The 15297-nt window shown below is 65.9% G+C and carries 12 protein-coding genes; 8 read left to right on the top strand and 4 right to left on the bottom strand.

All coding sequences use genetic code 11. The annotated features are described in order from the left end of the window. Positions 1 to 10 precede the first annotated feature (10 nt). Positions 11 to 1987, top strand: a complete 1977-nt coding sequence (locus OKQ63_RS15295) for an acetyl-CoA carboxylase biotin carboxylase subunit (protein ID WP_264210903.1) — start codon at positions 11 to 13, stop codon at positions 1985 to 1987. Between the two features lie 115 nt (positions 1988 to 2102). On the opposite strand, the gene OKQ63_RS15290 is transcribed toward OKQ63_RS15295, so the two are convergent. After that, positions 2103 to 2777, bottom strand: coding sequence for a GNAT family N-acetyltransferase (locus tag OKQ63_RS15290; protein WP_350356287.1), 675 nt, complete (start codon positions 2775 to 2777; stop codon positions 2103 to 2105). 41 nt (positions 2778 to 2818) lie between these two features. On the opposite strand from OKQ63_RS15290, the gene OKQ63_RS15285 reads away from it, so the two are divergent. Then, positions 2819 to 4444, top strand: a complete 1626-nt coding sequence (locus OKQ63_RS15285) for a sulfatase-like hydrolase/transferase (RefSeq protein ID WP_350356286.1) — start codon at positions 2819 to 2821, stop codon at positions 4442 to 4444. A gap of 221 nt (positions 4445 to 4665) precedes the next feature. Here the strand turns inward: OKQ63_RS15285 and OKQ63_RS15280 are convergent, their stop codons facing one another. Beyond that, positions 4666 to 5376, bottom strand: a complete 711-nt coding sequence (locus tag OKQ63_RS15280; RefSeq protein WP_264213936.1) for a type 1 glutamine amidotransferase — start codon at positions 5374 to 5376, stop codon at positions 4666 to 4668. A gap of 81 nt (positions 5377 to 5457) precedes the next feature. On the opposite strand from OKQ63_RS15280, the gene OKQ63_RS15275 reads away from it, so the two are divergent. Further along, positions 5458 to 6717, top strand: coding sequence for a cytochrome P450 (locus OKQ63_RS15275; protein WP_264210902.1), 1260 nt, complete (start codon positions 5458 to 5460; stop codon positions 6715 to 6717). A gap of 153 nt (positions 6718 to 6870) precedes the next feature. After that, positions 6871 to 8160 carry a type I glutamate--ammonia ligase gene (locus OKQ63_RS15270; RefSeq protein ID WP_264210901.1) on the top strand — a complete coding sequence of 430 codons (1290 nt, stop codon included), beginning with the start codon at positions 6871 to 6873 and terminating at the stop codon, positions 8158 to 8160. A 165-nt stretch (positions 8161 to 8325) separates the two neighbouring features. Here the strand turns inward: OKQ63_RS15270 and OKQ63_RS15265 are convergent, their stop codons facing one another. Together OKQ63_RS15265 and OKQ63_RS15260 are read right to left on the bottom strand one after the other, a co-directional pair. Beyond that, positions 8326 to 9681, bottom strand: coding sequence for an aspartate aminotransferase family protein (locus OKQ63_RS15265; RefSeq protein ID WP_264210900.1), 1356 nt, complete (start codon positions 9679 to 9681; stop codon positions 8326 to 8328). A 48-nt stretch (positions 9682 to 9729) separates the two neighbouring features. After that, positions 9730 to 10509 carry an IclR family transcriptional regulator gene (locus tag OKQ63_RS15260; protein WP_264210899.1) on the bottom strand — a complete coding sequence of 260 codons (780 nt, stop codon included), beginning with the start codon at positions 10507 to 10509 and terminating at the stop codon, positions 9730 to 9732. A gap of 172 nt (positions 10510 to 10681) precedes the next feature. Between OKQ63_RS15260 and OKQ63_RS15255 the strand changes: the two genes are divergently transcribed. The 4 genes from OKQ63_RS15255 to OKQ63_RS15240 all read left to right on the top strand — a co-directional run bounded on the left by OKQ63_RS15255 (position 10682) and on the right by OKQ63_RS15240 (position 15207). After that, entirely contained in the window at positions 10682 to 11629 is a 948-nt protein-coding gene (locus OKQ63_RS15255; RefSeq protein WP_264210898.1) for a tripartite tricarboxylate transporter substrate binding protein, read from the top strand. Between the two features lie 69 nt (positions 11630 to 11698). Then, the gene (locus tag OKQ63_RS15250) at positions 11699 to 12229 is read left to right on the top strand and encodes a tripartite tricarboxylate transporter TctB family protein (RefSeq protein ID WP_264210897.1); all 531 of its coding nucleotides are present in this window, start codon (positions 11699 to 11701) and stop codon (positions 12227 to 12229) included. A 9-nt stretch (positions 12230 to 12238) separates the two neighbouring features. Beyond that, positions 12239 to 13858 carry a tripartite tricarboxylate transporter permease gene (locus OKQ63_RS15245; RefSeq protein WP_264210896.1) on the top strand — a complete coding sequence of 540 codons (1620 nt, stop codon included), beginning with the start codon at positions 12239 to 12241 and terminating at the stop codon, positions 13856 to 13858. Beyond that, positions 13765 to 15207, top strand: coding sequence for an aldehyde dehydrogenase family protein (locus OKQ63_RS15240; protein WP_264213935.1), 1443 nt, complete (start codon positions 13765 to 13767; stop codon positions 15205 to 15207). The genes OKQ63_RS15245 and OKQ63_RS15240 overlap by 94 nt, the downstream gene beginning before the upstream one ends. The last annotated feature ends 90 nt before the right edge of the window (positions 15208 to 15297 follow it).

Genomic DNA, 15297 nt, shown 5'->3' with positions numbered 1-15297 from the left:
CGGGGGCGGGATGAGCAGTTTTGACACGATCCTGGTGGCCAACCGCGGCGAGATCGCGCTGCGGGTGATGCGCACGGCGCGCCGGATGGGGCTGGCATGCGTTGCGGTCTATACCGAAGCAGACGCCACCAGCCCGCATGCGGAGTTTGCCGATGCCGCGATCTGCATCGGCGCAGGTCCGGCGGCGGACAGTTACCTGTCCATCGGGAAGGTCATCGCAGCGGCCCGGGAGGCTGGCGCCGGGGCGGTGCACCCGGGCTATGGGTTCCTGTCGGAAAACGCGGACTTTGCCCGCGCCTGCGCGGACGCCGGGCTGGTCTTTATCGGCCCTTCTCCGGAGGCGATTGCGCTGATGGGCAACAAGGCCGCCGCCAAGCGCAGGATGATTGCGGCGGGTGTTCCCTGCGTTCCGGGCTATGAAGGCGCGGATCAGGCGGCGGATGTGCTGGCGGCGGAAGCCTCCCGGATCGGGTATCCAGTGATGATCAAGGCGGCCGCGGGCGGCGGCGGCAGGGGAATGCGGCTGGTGCCGTCGGCGGCGGATTTCAGCGCCGCATTGGAGCTGGCCCGCCGCGAGGCGCAGGCGGCCTTTGGCTCGGATGAGGTGATCCTGGAACAGGCGCTGATGCGCCCGCGCCATGTGGAAGTGCAGGTGTTCGGCGATGCGCATGGCCATGTGATCCATCTGGGCGAACGGGATTGCTCGATCCAGCGCCGCCACCAGAAAGTGGTGGAGGAGGCGCCAAGCCCGGCCGTGGACGCAGCCCTGCGTGCCCGGATCGGCACCGCGGCGGTCAAGGCGGCGCAGGCCATCGGCTTTCAGGGGGCGGGCACGGTGGAATTCCTGCTGGACGGGAATGGAGCGTTTCATTTCCTGGAGATGAACACCCGCCTGCAGGTGGAGCATCCGGTGACGGAGATGATCACCGGGCTGGACCTGGTGGAGATGCAGATCCGGGTGGCGCGGGGCGAGGCTTTGGGGCTGGCGCAGGACGATGTGCAGATGCAGGGCCATGCCATTGAAGCGCGGCTTTATGCCGAGGATCCGGCGCAGGGGTTCCTGCCGCAGGCCGGGCGGATCGCTGAGTGGCAGCCGCCCTGCGGTGATGGCATCCGGGTGGATGACGGGATCGCATCGGGGCAGGAAATCTCTGCTTTTTATGACCCGCTGCTGGCCAAGCTGACCGCGCACGGCCGCACCCGGGAGGAGGCGCGGCAGCGGCTGCTGGCGGCGCTGCAGGACTGCGTGCTGCTCGGGCCTGTGTGCAACCGGGATTTTCTGTTGGAGGTGCTGGCGCATTCGGAGTTTGCAGCGGGGGGTGCGGCCACTGATTTCATTCCCCGTCATTTTCCGGACGGGCTGGACACGCCTTTGAGTTCCACGGATTTTGCGCTGGGGGCGGCGCTGATTTACCGGGCCGGGCAGCAGCGCTGCGCGGCTGCGGCGGGCGGCGTGGCACCTGAACTGCTGGGCTGGTCAAGCCAGGGCGGGCTGCAGTCCGCGGTGCGCCTGAATTGCAATGGCGCGCTCCAGTGCCTCGCTGTGTGCGAGGCGCCGGGGCAGCTGAACGTGGCCTGCGGCGGCCGGCTGCATCACGTGACAGGGGACGGTGGCTGCCTGCGGGTTGACGGCAGGCGGGCCGGTCTCAAGTGCTGGCGCTTCCAGGGCGGTCTGCTGCAGGTGGCAACCGGCACGCGGATATTCACTCTGACCCGCCAGCGGGCGTCGGCCGCTGCCGATACTGCCCGGCAGTCCGGGCAGGTTGTTGCACCGCTGCATGGCGTGCTCAGGGAGGTCTGTGTGGCCGTGGGGGATGCGGTTGACGCCGGCAGCCGTCTTGCGGTGGTGGAAGCGATGAAGATGCAGCACGAAATCCGGGCGGCGGGTCCGGGTATTGTCGCCCTGATCGCGGAGCACCCGGGCGCGCAGGTTCAATCCGGGCAATTGCTGCTGGAAATCGCACCGCAGGGGGCTGCGGATGCCTGACCCTGCGGCCACACAGACCTCCCGCCCGTCGCCGGTGCAGTGAAACTGCCCCGCTCCCGTTGGGCCTGGCGCCGCGCAGGGCGCGGCGCCAGGCCCAACGGGAGGAGGTCTTTCGTCAGAAAGGCTGACGACGGGCGGGAGGGCGCCGGCTTGAGGTCTGCGAAGGCGGCAGGGGGCCGCGGTATTGCAGAACGTCATTGGCGTAACTTGCCTCCCCGATCCGGAAACAGGTCAGGCCGGCCGGTTCGAACCCGTGGCGGAGATAAAAAGCGATGGCACGCAGGTTCTCCGAATTGGCGGCAAGCCAAGGCGCATCCCAGCCCCGGGTCCCGCACGCCTGCAGCCCGGCGATGAGCAGTCCGGCGCCCTTGCCCTCTCCCTGGTGGCAGGGCCGGACGTAAAGCGTGGCGATCTCCGTGCGGGAGAGCCCGCCGGCCGGGCAGGGGCTGTTGTGTGCCACCCGGATATATCCATCGATGCCCTCGCGGTTCTGCGATACCAGAATGCACTGTTCGGAGGTCTTGAGGGCTGCTGCAAAGTGATCCGGGGTGTACTGTGCCAGCACATGCTCCGCGAAGATGCGGCTGATGCCCGCGCGCAGATAGGTGGCCAGCCAGACTTCGATAGAAAGGGCGGCGAGGCTGGCGCAATCTTCTGCGGTGGCTGGGCGGATTTCATTTCGCGGCAAAATTCGGGTCCTAAGAAACAGCTGTGAATCGGATTGCAAAGAGGACCACTGTTCCTTTGGCGCGGCGGGAAGGTCAAGAATCGTCCTCGCCAAAAATTGCACCGCGTGTTCAATAATGGCGCATCATTGACCGGGAGGCGCCGATGAACATTCTTTACATCATGTTCGACCAGCTGCGGTTCGATTACCTCAGCTGCGCAGGCCATCCGCATCTGCACACGCCGCATATCGACGGGCTGGCCGCAAAGGGCGTGCGCTTTACCCGCGCCTATGTGCAATCGCCCACCTGCGGCTCGTCGCGGATGTCGAGCTATACCGGGCGGTATCCCTCCAGCCACGGGGTGCAGTTCAACAGCTATCCCCTTCGGGTGGGCGAATGGACGATGGGCGACCATTTGCGCAAGACGGGCATGGGCTGCCACCTGATCGGCAAGACCCATATGGTTGCGGATGCCGAGGGGATGCAGCGTCTGGGGCTGGCACCGGACAGCGTGATCGGGGTGCGGCAGTCGGAATGCGGCTTTGACCCGTGGGTGCGCGATGACGGGCTGTGGGCGGAAGGCCCGGACGGCTTCTATGACCAGAAGCGCAGCCCCTATAACGATTACCTCAGGCAGCAGGGCTACCCGGGCGGAAACCCCTGGAATGATTTCGCCAATGCGGGCGCAGAGGATGGCGATATCGCTTCCGGCTGGTTCATGGTCAATGCGGACAAGCCGGCCAATATCGCCGAAGCGGACAGCGAGACCCCCTGGCTCACCTCCCGGGCGATGGACTTCATCGAACAGGCGGAAGGCCCCTGGTGCGCGCATCTGAGCTATATCAAACCGCATTGGCCCTATATCGTGCCCGCGCCCTATCACGATCTTTACGGACCGGAGCATGTGCTGCCGGCGGTGCGCTCGGCGGCGGAACGCGAGGACGCGCACCCGGTGTTTAAGGGCATGATGAACAACCGGATCGGCCAGGCCTTCAGCCGCGATGAGGTGCGGCAGAAGGTGATCCCGGCCTACATGGGGCTGATCAAGCAGGCCGACGACCAGATGGGGCGGCTGTTTGCCTGGCTGGAGGAGACCGGCCGGATGCGGGACACGATGATCGTCATCACGTCGGATCATGGCGACTACCTCGGCGACCACTGGCTGGGGGAGAAGAACCTGTTCCACGAGCCGTCCATCAAGGTGCCGCTGATCATCTATGATCCGCGCAGCCTGGCGGATGCCACCCGCGGCACAGTCTGCGATGAACTGGTGGAGGCGATTGACCTGCTGCCGACCTTCCTGGAAGCGGCCGGCGGCGAGCCGGCCCCGCATATTCTGGAAGGGCGTTCGCTGATGCCGTTCCTGCGCGGGGAAACCCCGGACTGGCGCGGCTATGCGGTTGCGGAATTCGACTATTCCACCATGCCGCTGTGCAGCAGCCTCGGGCTGGAGCCCAGGGATGCGCGGCTGTTCATGATCGCCGACAAGCGCTGGAAGTTCATGCACGCAGAGGGCGGTATGCGGCCGATGCTGTTCGACTTGGAAAACGACCCGGACGAGCTGGTGGATCTGGCCGCGCGGCAGACGCATCAGGAGGTCATCGATCTGATGTACGGCAGGCTGCTGGACTGGGGCCTGCGGATGTCGCAGCGGATCACCCTGTCGGATCAGCAGATCAAGGCGCGCCGCGGCAAATCGGGGCGCAGGGGCATCCTGCTGGGGGTCTACGAGGCAGAGGAAGTCGAACCCGAGCTGACCGCGAAGTGCCGCGGGCCGGTGCCGCAGTAACCGCCCTGCATTTTCGCCTTGGCAAAAATACTCCAAGGGAGCCCGCAGGGCGGCGGCAGCGCCCCCTGGGCCGTGTTCTCGAGGGGCGGGCTGTGATTGGGCGCCTGCGGCGCAGGTGCGTGGCGGCTGTCCCCGGCGCGGGCCGGGGGAACCAGGCAGGGAACGGCGCCTGCGGCCCCGTGCCTCCGGCGGGAGTATTCCGGGAAAGATGAAAGCCGGCGCTAGCGCTGCGCGGCGTGTTCGAAAAAGCAGGCAAGGCTTTGCGCAAAGGCTTGCTGGTCCGCGTGGCTGCGCAGGCTTTCCAGCGCGCGGGCGCGGACTGCGGGGCCAAGCGTTGCCCGCATTTCCCAGGTCAGCGCGGTGATGAACTCGTGGCTCATTTCCGGATGGTGCTGAGTGGTCAGGATGTGGCGGCCGAGGGTGAAGCCCGCGTTGACGCCATTGCTCTCGGCCAGCGGCACCGCGCCGGGCGGCAGGGCGCAAACGCACTCGCTGTGGGAGCCGTAGAGCTTGACCTCTTCCGGCAGGGCGGCGGCCCAGTCCGGCCGGTTGCGCAGGCGGTTGCGGGTCAGCCCGTGCACCCAGCCGCCGGGATTGCCGCCGACGCTGCCGCCGAGCGCCAGTGCGATGGCCTGATGGCCGAAACAGGCGCCAAACAGCGGAAAGCGGCGGGCGTGCGCGGCACGGATCAGCTCCAGCAGGTCCGCAATCCAGGGCGCGCCGGAGCGGACAGAGGCCGGGCTGCCGGTGATCATCGCGCCGTCGAAGACTGAAAGGTCCTCAGGCAATTCCCCGTCCTTCGCCGCATACACCGAAGTGCGCCAGTCCGGCCGCGCCATTTGGATCAGGCGGGTGAACTTCTCGCTGTCCCTGGGGCGGGCCCGGGCAAAGTCGCTTTCGTCGGTGTTGGTCATCAGGATGGCCAAGTGCATGGGCATGCTCACAAGGGTTTCCTTTGCCTATTCATGGTATTTGTTAAGATGCGCTAAGCAGGCAGGCCAGGGAAGACCGCAATGACAGTTTGGACCCCGACGGATGACGGTCATGCGGACCTGAGCAGCCACGATAGCTTTGCAGGCGGCGCGCCGCACAACACTTTTGCGCGGCTGCGGCGCGAGGATCCGCTGCACTGGACCGAATATGCGGACGGTGAAAATTTCTGGTCGGTCACCCGCTATGAGGACATCACGGTGATGAACAAGAACACCGAGGTGTTCTCCTCTGCCCGGGGGATCCGGATGGAGGACCAGTCCCATGAGGAATACCTGGCGCGGCGCACCTTTCAGGAGACCGACCCGCCGGAGCATTCCAAGGTGCGGATGAAACTGCTGAAGGCGTTTTCCAGGACCACCATGGCACAGTACGAGCAGGACATTCGGGATTTGTGCGCGGACATTCTGGACCAGGCGCTGGCCAAAGGGGAATTCGACGCCACCAGGGAAATTGCCCGGCAGCTGCCGATGCGGATGCTGGGCCGGGTGGTTGGCCTGCCGGAGGCGGATCTGCCCTGGCTGGTGGAAAAGGGCGATGCGCTGATTGCCAATACCGATCCGGATTTCACGTCCCATGTGCTCGACAGGATGCAGACGGATGAATTCCGGATGATGCCCTTCAACTCGCCCGCCGGCGCGGAGCTGTATGCCTATGCCAGGGAGCTGATGGCGGCGAAGGCGCGCAGGGGCGATACCTCCGGCGTGCTGAACCTGATCCTGGAGCCGGCCAGGGACGGGTCGGTGATCACCGGGACCGAGTTCCGCAACTTCTTCTGCCTGCTTGTTGCGGCGGGCAATGACACCACCCGCTATTCGATTGCCGCCGGGATCCAGGCGATGTGCCACCAGCCCGAATTGCTGGCGCAGATGCAGCAGGGCGGCGCGGTCTGGGACACCGCAGCGGATGAGATCATCCGCTGGGCGACGCCTGCGCTCTACTTCCGGCGCACCGCGACGCGGGATGCCGGGATGCACGGCAAGACCATCCGCGCGGGCGACAAGGTGCTGTACTGGTTTGTCTCGGCCAACCGGGATGAGGGGTATTTCGAGGATCCCTTTCACGTGAATCTTTTCCGCAGCCCGAACCGGCATTTGTCGTTCGGCCAGTTCGGTCCGCATGTCTGCCTGGGCATGTGGCTGGCGCGGCTGGAAGTCACGGTGCTGTTTCAGGAACTGGCCAAGCGGATCCGGCATATCGAAGCGGCGGGGCCGCACAGGTTCCTGCGGTCGAATTTCGTGGGCGGGATCAAGGAATTGCCGGTGCGTGTGGACGCCGTGTAACCGCGAAGTGCCGGCACGGGGCCGTGCCCGGCCTGGCGGCCGGGCGGGGCTGGCTGCGGTTTGTGCGCAGCTAGGTGAAAACCTCTAAATGTGTTAAGCAACAAGGTGCGCGAAACGATGCAAAGCACGCCCAACAGGGAAGGACCTCCAGCCATGAAGACCCGCCTGCGCGCGATGTTCTGCGACCACCTCAGCATCATGCGGGGGAAGTATCTGCCCCTTTCCAGGACCGGCGAGGGCTCGACCCGTTTCTGCCGGTCGGTTTTTGGCACCCATTTCGACAAGGACCTGCTGGATGCGCCGGGCGCGATGGTGAAGCAGGGCCTGCCGGACATGGAGCTGAGGTGGCTGCAGGAGGATATCCGCGACAGCTGGCATGCCGCGACCAAAGTGGTGCTGGGCGATCTCTTTGATGATGCGGGCCAGCCGCTGGCGCTGTGTCCGCGCGGGGCGCTCAAACGGGCCGTGGCGGACTGGCAGAAGCGCGGGCTGGCGCCGAAGGTCGGGATCGAACTGGAGGCCTTTGCCCTGCAGGCGGACGACCGCGGGCGGCTGATGCCCTATGATGCGCCGGGCGGGGTGGTCTACGGCACCGGACCCTTCGCCGATCCGTTGCGGGTCAATGACCGGATCTGGGCAATGGCGGATGACATGGGATTTTCGCTCGACATGATCACCGCCGAGTTCGACAGCCCGCAGTTCGAATACGCGCTGACCTTTGACGATGCGGTGAAGGCGGTGGATGATGTCGTGCTGTTCCGCCTGATGGCGCGGGAGGTGGCGCTGGAATACGGCATCGTCCTCACCTTCATGCCGAAACCGGTGGCGGAGGCCGGCGGCTCGGGGATGCACATCAACTTTTCCTTTGCGGACGAGGCAGGCGGCAATGCGCTGGCCGCCGGTCCGCGGGGCGGGCCCGCGCATATGACCGATCTGGCGCGCGGCTGCCTGGCCGGCTTGCTGCATCATCACAAGGGTCTGGCCGGGCTGATTGCGCCGACCGCCAGCAGCTATATGCGGCTGCAGCCGGGAACGCTGTCGGGCTACTGGCGGAACTGGGGCGGCGACCACCGCAACGTGACCACGCGGATCAGTTCCGAGGGCGGCGCCAAGGCGCGGCTGGAGCACCGGACCGCCGATTCATCGGCCAACCCCTACACGGCGGTGGCGGCGGTGCTGCAGGCGGCGCGGCTGGGGGTGGAGAACGGGCTCAAGCTGCCGCCGATGGAGACCGGCGACGGGTTCGACCGCACCGATGCGCGCGAAGGCACAGCGGCAGATCTGAAAGGGGCGGTGGAAGATTTGCAGCGGGATGCCGCGCTGACCGAGGCCGTCGGTCCTGAACTGGTCGCAAACCACGTTTTCATGAAGCTCAGGGAAGTGCGCAAGACCCGCGATCTGGAGGGCGACGGCATGCGTGACTTCTATGTGCATTTCATCTGATGGCGGCCGGGCTGCGGCAGCTGCGCCCGTTTCAGTACCGCGCCGCCGCGCCGCGCCAGCGGCGCTGCCGAAGGCGCGGGCCCGAAGCAAGTGCTTCGGGCCCGCCATGGCATCCGGCAGCGCCCGGACCTGGCGGCCCGGGCGCGGGAGCGCCTGGTGCAGGCGTCAGCTCACCGCCGCGAAACCCGCGTCGAGAGAGGAGAGGATCGTATCCGCTTCCGCCTCGCTCAGCACCAGCGGCGGCGACAGGATGATGTTGGGGCCGGAGACCCGCACCATGGCGCCGGCCTCGTAGGCGGTCTGCTGCAGTTTGCCGAGGGTTCGCTTGTCCGCGGCAGCCTTGGTTGTGCGGTCCGCAACCAGCTCCAGCGCGCACATCAGGCCGTGGCCGCCGCGGACGTCGCCGATCAGCTCGTATTTCTGCTGCAGCGCCAGCAGGCCCTGGTGGATCTGGGTGCCGCGGGCGGCGGCGTTCTCCGGCACGTTCAGGCGCAGGGTTTCCTTCAGGCAGGACAGCGCCGCCGCTGCGCCGACCGGGTGGCCGGAATAAGTGTAGCCGTGGCCGATGGCGGCCTTGCCGGTGGTGTCCTTTTCGAAGGTTCCGGTCATATGGTCCGCGATCATCACCGCGCCGAAGGGGAAATAGCCGTTGGTGATCGCTTTCGCCGTGCACATCATGTCCGGCTGCACGCCCCAGTGCCGCGCGCCGGTCCAGGACCCGGTGCGGCCGAAGGCGGTGATCACCTCATCCGCGATCAGCAGGATGCCGTTGCGAGAGCAGATCTCCCGCACGCCGGGCATGAAGCTGGCATGCGGAGGGATGACGCCGCCTGCGCCCAGGATCGGCTCCATGATGAAGGCGGCGATGGTGCCCGCGCCCTGGAACGCGATTTCATCCTCCAGCGCCTGCAGGCAGAGCTGGGCCAGGCGCTCCGGGTCGGTCTCGTTGAACGGGTTGCGGTAGGTGTAGGGCGCCGGGATGTGGTGGCAGCCGGGCAGGAGCGGCTCGTACTGGGTGCGGAAATTGGCGTTGCCGTTCACCGAGGCGCCGCCCATGTGGGTGCCGTGGTAACCCTTCTTCAGGCTCAGGAACTTGGTGCGGCCCGCTTCGCCGCGGATCTTGTGGTACTGGCGGGCGAGGCGCAGGGCGGTTTCGACCGAATCGGAACCGCCGGAGGTGAAGAAGGCGCGGGTGAGCCCATCGGGGGCAAAGAACTTGCGCAGCTCCTCGGCCAGCTGGATAACCTGGTCGTTGGTGGTGCCGCGGAAGGTGGAGTAATAGGGCAGCACATCCAGCTGCGCGGCGATGGCTTCCTTCACCGGCTGGCAGGAAAATCCGAGGTTCACGTTCCACAGGCCGCCGACCGCATCGACCACCTCGTGCCCGTCGATATCGGTGATTTTCACCCCTTGCGCCGAAGTGATGATTGCAGGCGGATTGGCCAGGCTGTCGCCGGGATGCGCCATCGGATGCCAGAGCGATTTGGCGTTGTGCTCTTTCAGGAAGTTGGAGTCGTTCATGGGGTCAGCTCCTGGATGCGGCCCCCAAGCCGGGCCGGAGAGGGAAGGTCAGGCGGCAGTGTCCTGCGGATAATCCGCAGGAGCGGAGCCGCCGATGCGATGGGTGAGGGCGGCGCCCGCGCGGCGCAGGGCCGCCGGGATCAGCTGCTTCTGTTCCGCGGTCATGCGGGAAACCGGGGCCGCCACGGCCAGCGCGCCAATCGCCTGGCGGTCGGGGCCGAAGACCGGCACCGCGTGGGAGTGCACATCCGCCTCGAACCCGCCGACCGACTGGGCAACGCCGTTCCGGCGCACCGCCTCCAGCTGAGCGCGGATTTCCAGCGGATCGGTGATGGTCGCGGCCGTGCGTGCTGCCAGCGGCTGCGACAGAACCTCGTCGGCAAAGGCCGGGCTGGCGTAAGCCAGAACCGCCATGCCGGAGCTGGTGCCATGAAAGGTCAGCACCTCGGCATCCTCCATCATCACCTTGGTCGCGTGGCGGGGCGAGTAGGCGTGCGACAGCGAGTTGAGCTGGCTGCCCTGCAGGAGCGACAGGTGGGCGGTCTCGCCGGTTTCGTCGCTCAGGTCGCGCAGCACCCGGCGCGAGACCGACAGAATCGGCACCGCTGCTTCGCGCAGGGCGGCCAGGCGCAGGACCTGGGGGCCAAGGCGGTAGGACCGGTCTGTTCCGGCCTGCTCGACAAAGCCTGATTCCTGCAACTCGCTCATCAGCCGGTAGACCGTCGCCTTGTTCATTGCTGACAGGCGAGTCAGGTCGCTGAGCCCGATTTCGGTCCGGCCATGGTTGAAATATGTCAATAATGACAAGGCTTTGGATACCGTTCCCATGCTCTTGCCGATGCTCCCTGTTCAGTTCTTCCAGGCGGGTGTTGCGGAAAAACACGCACCTGCGATGCAATTTTGTTGACAGATAACCGGGTGGCCTGTCAATCTAAATTCAAACCAACGGTTCAAATAATGAACCATGCAGTGTGATTGGTGATTGACTGGGAGGATAGCCATGAAACTCAACACCCTCGTGAAAGGGGCGGCCGCAGCGGCTGCACTGGGGCTGAGCGCGGTTGCGGCGCAGGCCGAGTATCCGGAAAAGCCGGTGAACTTCATCGTGCCCTGGCCGCCGGGGGATCTGGAGGATGTGCTGACCCGGATGATCGCCGAGGACTTCCAGAACGCATACGGCGTCGCGGCAGCAGTGGTGAACAAGCCGGGCGGCGGCGGCGGGCCGTTCCCGGGCGCGATCGAGGTCGCCAATGCGCCCGCCGATGGCTACACCATCGGCTCCTTCGTGATCGGGGTGCCGGTGATGGGGCATCAGATCGGCATTCCGCCGCTGACGCCGGAGAAATTCGACCCGCTGGGGATCTTCCTGACCTATCCCTTTGTGATCGCCACCTCTGGCGATGCGCCCTACAGCACGATGGAGGAGCTGGCAGCCTATGCCAGGGAAAACGACGTGGCGCTGGGCCATTTCGGCGATGTGCTGACCCCGACCCAGGTGACCAAGGCCTATGCCAGGAACGCCGGTTTCGAGTGGGGCTCCGACGCGGCCTTTGACGCACTGGACTGCAACACGCTGGCCTCGGGCGATGCCGATGTGATCAACACCACGCTGCAACTGATTCTGCCCTGCCTGGATCAGATCAAGGTGCTGGTTTCGATCACCGACGAGCGCATCCCGCTGGCGCCAGACGCGCCGACCATCGGCGAGTTGGACGAGAGCCTGAACATTGCCCTGTGGAACGGTCTGTTCGTGACCAAGGACACCCCGCAGGACGTGCGCGACAAGATCATTGCAGTGGCCGAACAGACGGTGAGGAGCGAGCGCGCCCAGAATGTCGCCAAGGAAACCGGTGCGCTGGTCTACTGGCAGGGTGCCGATGACAGCGCCGCCCGGGTTGCCAATGACATCGGCACCATGGCCCGCATCAGCAGCCTGCTGTCGGAATAATCCTCCCGGCTTCGGGGCCCCCGGCGGTCCCGGTGCCCCTTTCACACGCGCGGACAAAGAACTCTTCTCATGCCTTCGGAACGTGAACGCCGCTTTGCAGGGCCGCGGCGCGGACAGCTGGTCTTTGCCCTCTTTCTGGTGGGCGCCGCACTGCTGCTGCTGGCTCTGATCACAGAGCAGACAACCTGGGTCGGCAAGACCAAGCTGTTTGCCCAGCCCCGGTTCTGGCCCGCTGTCGCCATCGGCGGCATGGTGCTGCTGGGCGGGCTGCACCTGTACAAACTGCCCTGGCGGCGGGTCAGCCGCTATGACCTGCGGGAGGTCAAGCGCTGGGGGCGGGTGCTGGAATATGCCGGGTGGTTCATGGGCTATGTCCTGTTGGTGCCCATCATCGGCTACCTGCCCGTGACGCTGGTCTTTGTGCCGCTGCTGTGCTGGCGGATGGGCTACCGCAGCCGCTTGATGCTGTGGACAAGCGCTGCCTTTGCGGTGGCCGTGGTGGTGCTGTTCAAGGCCTTCCTGTCGGTCAAGATCCCGGGAGCGATGCTTTATGAGTATCTGCCGGGCAGCTTGCGCAGTTTCTTCATTCTCTATCTCTGAGTGCCCGCCATGGACCTTATTCTTTCTGCCATAGACATCCTGATGCGCTGGGACGTGGCGCTGGCGCTGCTGGCGGGCTCGGTCGGCGGCGTGCTGATCGGCGCCATTCCCGGCGTCGGCCCGGCAGTGGCCATTGCGATCCTGCTGCCCGCGACGTTCTCGATGGACCCGATTGTCGGGCTGACCGTTCTGCTGGGGATCTACGGCTCGTCCATGTACGGCGGCGCCATTCCGGCAATCCTGATCAACACGCCGGGCACCGCGGTCAATGCGCTGACCACCTATGACGGCTACCCGATGACCGCGCGGGGCGAGCCGCGCCGCGCCCTGAGCCTCGCCTATTCCGCCAGCTTCTTCGGCGGCATCTTTTCGGTCGTCTGCCTGATCCTGTTTGCCCCGGTCCTGGCCAAAATCGCGCCGATGTTCGGCTCGCGCGAGATCTTCATGGCGGCGCTTCTGGGCCTGATCCTGGTGGTGGTTGCCCACCGCGGCCAGGCGCTGGTGGCCGGGGCGCTGGCCTGTTTCGGGATCTTCCTGCAGACCATTGGCCTCGAGCCGGTGAAATACACCCAGCGCTACACTTTCGGGCAGGACTTCCTGGGCGGCGGCATCAACCTGATCGTGGTCGTGCTGGGGCTTTTCGCGATTTCCCAGGCCTTTGTGCTGCTGACGGACGAGGATGAGAAAATCCGCATGGCCCGCCTGCGCGGCGGCATGTTCCAGGGGCTGCGCGAGCTGGCGCGCCATCCAAGGGTGGCGGGTGTTTCCGCCACCTTCGGCGTGCTGATGGGCATGGTGCCCGGCGTCGGCGAATTCACCGCCCAGTTCATGTCCTACACCTATGCGCAGAAGACCTCGAAACGGCCGCAGGACTTTGGCAACGGTTCCTCCGAAGGGCTGATCGCGGCGGAGACCGCCAACAACGCCGTGCCTGCCGCCGCCATGGTGCCGCTGCTGGCCCTGGGCATCCCGGGCGAGGCGCTGACGGCGATGATGCTGTCGGTGTTCTACGTGCACAACGTGGTGCCGGGGCCGGGACTGTTTCAGAACGACATGGATTTTGTCGTGGCCCTGTACCTGGCGCTGCTGATCCTGAACGTGCTGGTGCTGCTGTTTCTGCTGTTTGCCACCAGGCCGCTGATCCAGGTGGTGCGCATCCCCAACCGGTTCCTTGGCGTCTGCATCCTGACGCTCAGCTTTGTCGGGGTTTACTCCTTGCGCAACTCCGCCACCGACTGTGTGATGGCGGCGGGGTTTGGCATCCTCGGATATGTCCTCAAGCGGCTGTCGCTGCCCGCGGTGCCGATCATCCTGGGCATGGTGCTGGGCGGCATCATGGAGGTGAAGCTGCGCGCGGCCATGGCGCGGGTGAAGGAACCCTTTGATTTCATTGACCGCCCGGTGGCGTTCATCCTGTTTCTACTCATCATCATCGTTCTGGCGGTCCACATCCTGCGGGTGCTGAAGGACCACAAGGAACTGAAGGAGGCCGAATGGCAGACCAAAACCTCATCGACAGGCTTCGGCGGCTTGATGTGGCGCCGCAGAAACTCTTTCTTGAAGGATCATGGCAGGAAGGTTCGGGCCAGACACTCGAAGTTGCTTCGCCGGTTGACGGATCTGTTCTGACGACGCTGGCGGGCGCGTCTGCCACAGATGTCGAGAACGCTGTCGCTTCGGCGCGGCGGGCATATGAGGACCGCCGCTGGGCGGGACAGAGCCCCGCCGCACGGAAACAGGTGCTGCACAGGATCGCCGACCGCATCCAGGCCGAGGCGCTGGAGCTGGCGGTGCTGGGCGTCCGCGACAATGGCACCGAGTTCAGCATGGCGCTGAAGGCAGAGCCGGGATCGGCGGCGGGCACCTTCCGCTATTACGCCGAGGCGCTGGACAAGGTGGCGGGCGAGGTCGCGCCGACCGCGCCGGATGTGCTGGGGCTGGTGCACCGGATGCCGGTCGGGGTGGTCGGAGCCATCGTGCCCTGGAACTTCCCGCTGATGATCGGCGCGTGGAAGCTGGCGCCGGCTCTGGCGATGGGCAATTCAGTGGTGCTGAAACCGGCCGAGACCGCCTCCCTGACGCTGTTGCGGCTGGCAGAGATCTGCTCCGAATGCGGCCTGCCGGATGGCGTGCTGAACGTGGTGACAGGCTCCGGCGCGGAAACCGGCGCGGCGCTGGCGGCCTCAAGCGGTGTGGATGTGCTGGCCTTCACCGGCTCCGGCGCGACGGGGCGCAAGCTGCTGGAGGCTTCGGCGCGCTCGAACCTCAAGCGCTGCTATCTGGAGCTGGGCGGCAAATCCCCCAATATCGTCTTTGCCGACGCGCCGGACCTGGCCAGGGCGGCCAAGGTTTCCGCGGCAGGCATCTTCCGCAACTCGGGCCAGGTGTGCGTGGCGGGCTCGCGCCTGCTGGTCGAGGCGTCCATCCAAGATGAATTCATCGAAATGCTGAAAGCCGAGACAGAGGCGCTGCAGGTCGGCGATCCGCTGGATCTGAACACGCAGATCGGGGCGGTGAACTCCGAAGCGCAGCTGCGCCAGAACCTGTCCTTCATGGATATGGCGCGGGCCGAGGGCGGGCAGGTCATCACCGGCGGCCGGCGCATCCTGGAGGACACCGGCGGCACCTATATGGCGCCTGCGATCGTCACCCAGGTGGCCCGCGATCATGCGCTGTTCCAGCGCGAGGTGTTCGGACCGGTGCTGGCAGTTACGAAGTTCGAAACCGAAGAGGAAGCGCTGAGCCTGGCCAATGCCACCGCCTTTGGCCTCGCGGCGGGGGTCTGGACCGCAAACCTCAGCCGCGCGCACCGGATGGTGGCGGGGATCCGGGCGGGCGTGGTGCATGTGAACACCTATGGCGGGCCGGACAACACCGTGCCGCTGGGCGGCGTCGGGCAGTCCGGCAACGGGCATGACAAGTCGCTGCACGCGCTGGATAAATATACCGACCTCAAGACCGCCTGGATCCAGCTGTGAAGCAGCATTTGCCGCGGCAAGTGCTGCGGCCTCCGGCGGGAGTATTTGCGGAAAGATGAAACGCTGCGGCGCAGAGACAGCCGCCGCCGC

Origin of the sequence: Leisingera thetidis (assembly GCF_025857195.1) — a bacterium.
GTDB lineage: Bacteria > Pseudomonadota > Alphaproteobacteria > Rhodobacterales > Rhodobacteraceae > Leisingera > Leisingera thetidis.
Note: the sequence above shows the minus strand (reverse complement) of the source record. Positions and strands in the feature narration are given on the sequence as shown.

What these genes read in the sequence shown, in the direction of transcription:
- OKQ63_RS15250 (WP_264210897.1), top strand. Translation starts at nt 11,699, where the DNA reads ATGCCTTCGGAACGTGAACGCCGCTTTGCAGGGCCGCGGCGCGGACAG.
- OKQ63_RS15265 (WP_264210900.1), bottom strand. Translation starts at nt 9,681, where the DNA reads ATGAACGACTCCAACTTCCTGAAAGAGCACAACGCCAAATCGCTCTGG.
- OKQ63_RS15295 (WP_264210903.1), top strand. Translation starts at nt 11, where the DNA reads ATGAGCAGTTTTGACACGATCCTGGTGGCCAACCGCGGCGAGATCGCG.
- OKQ63_RS15275 (WP_264210902.1), top strand. Translation starts at nt 5,458, where the DNA reads ATGACAGTTTGGACCCCGACGGATGACGGTCATGCGGACCTGAGCAGC.
- OKQ63_RS15285 (WP_350356286.1), top strand. Translation starts at nt 2,819, where the DNA reads ATGAACATTCTTTACATCATGTTCGACCAGCTGCGGTTCGATTACCTC.
- OKQ63_RS15245 (WP_264210896.1), top strand. Translation starts at nt 12,239, where the DNA reads ATGGACCTTATTCTTTCTGCCATAGACATCCTGATGCGCTGGGACGTG.
- OKQ63_RS15270 (WP_264210901.1), top strand. Translation starts at nt 6,871, where the DNA reads ATGAAGACCCGCCTGCGCGCGATGTTCTGCGACCACCTCAGCATCATG.
- OKQ63_RS15255 (WP_264210898.1), top strand. Translation starts at nt 10,682, where the DNA reads ATGAAACTCAACACCCTCGTGAAAGGGGCGGCCGCAGCGGCTGCACTG.
- OKQ63_RS15280 (WP_264213936.1), bottom strand. Translation starts at nt 5,376, where the DNA reads ATGCACTTGGCCATCCTGATGACCAACACCGACGAAAGCGACTTTGCC.
- OKQ63_RS15260 (WP_264210899.1), bottom strand. Translation starts at nt 10,509, where the DNA reads ATGGGAACGGTATCCAAAGCCTTGTCATTATTGACATATTTCAACCAT.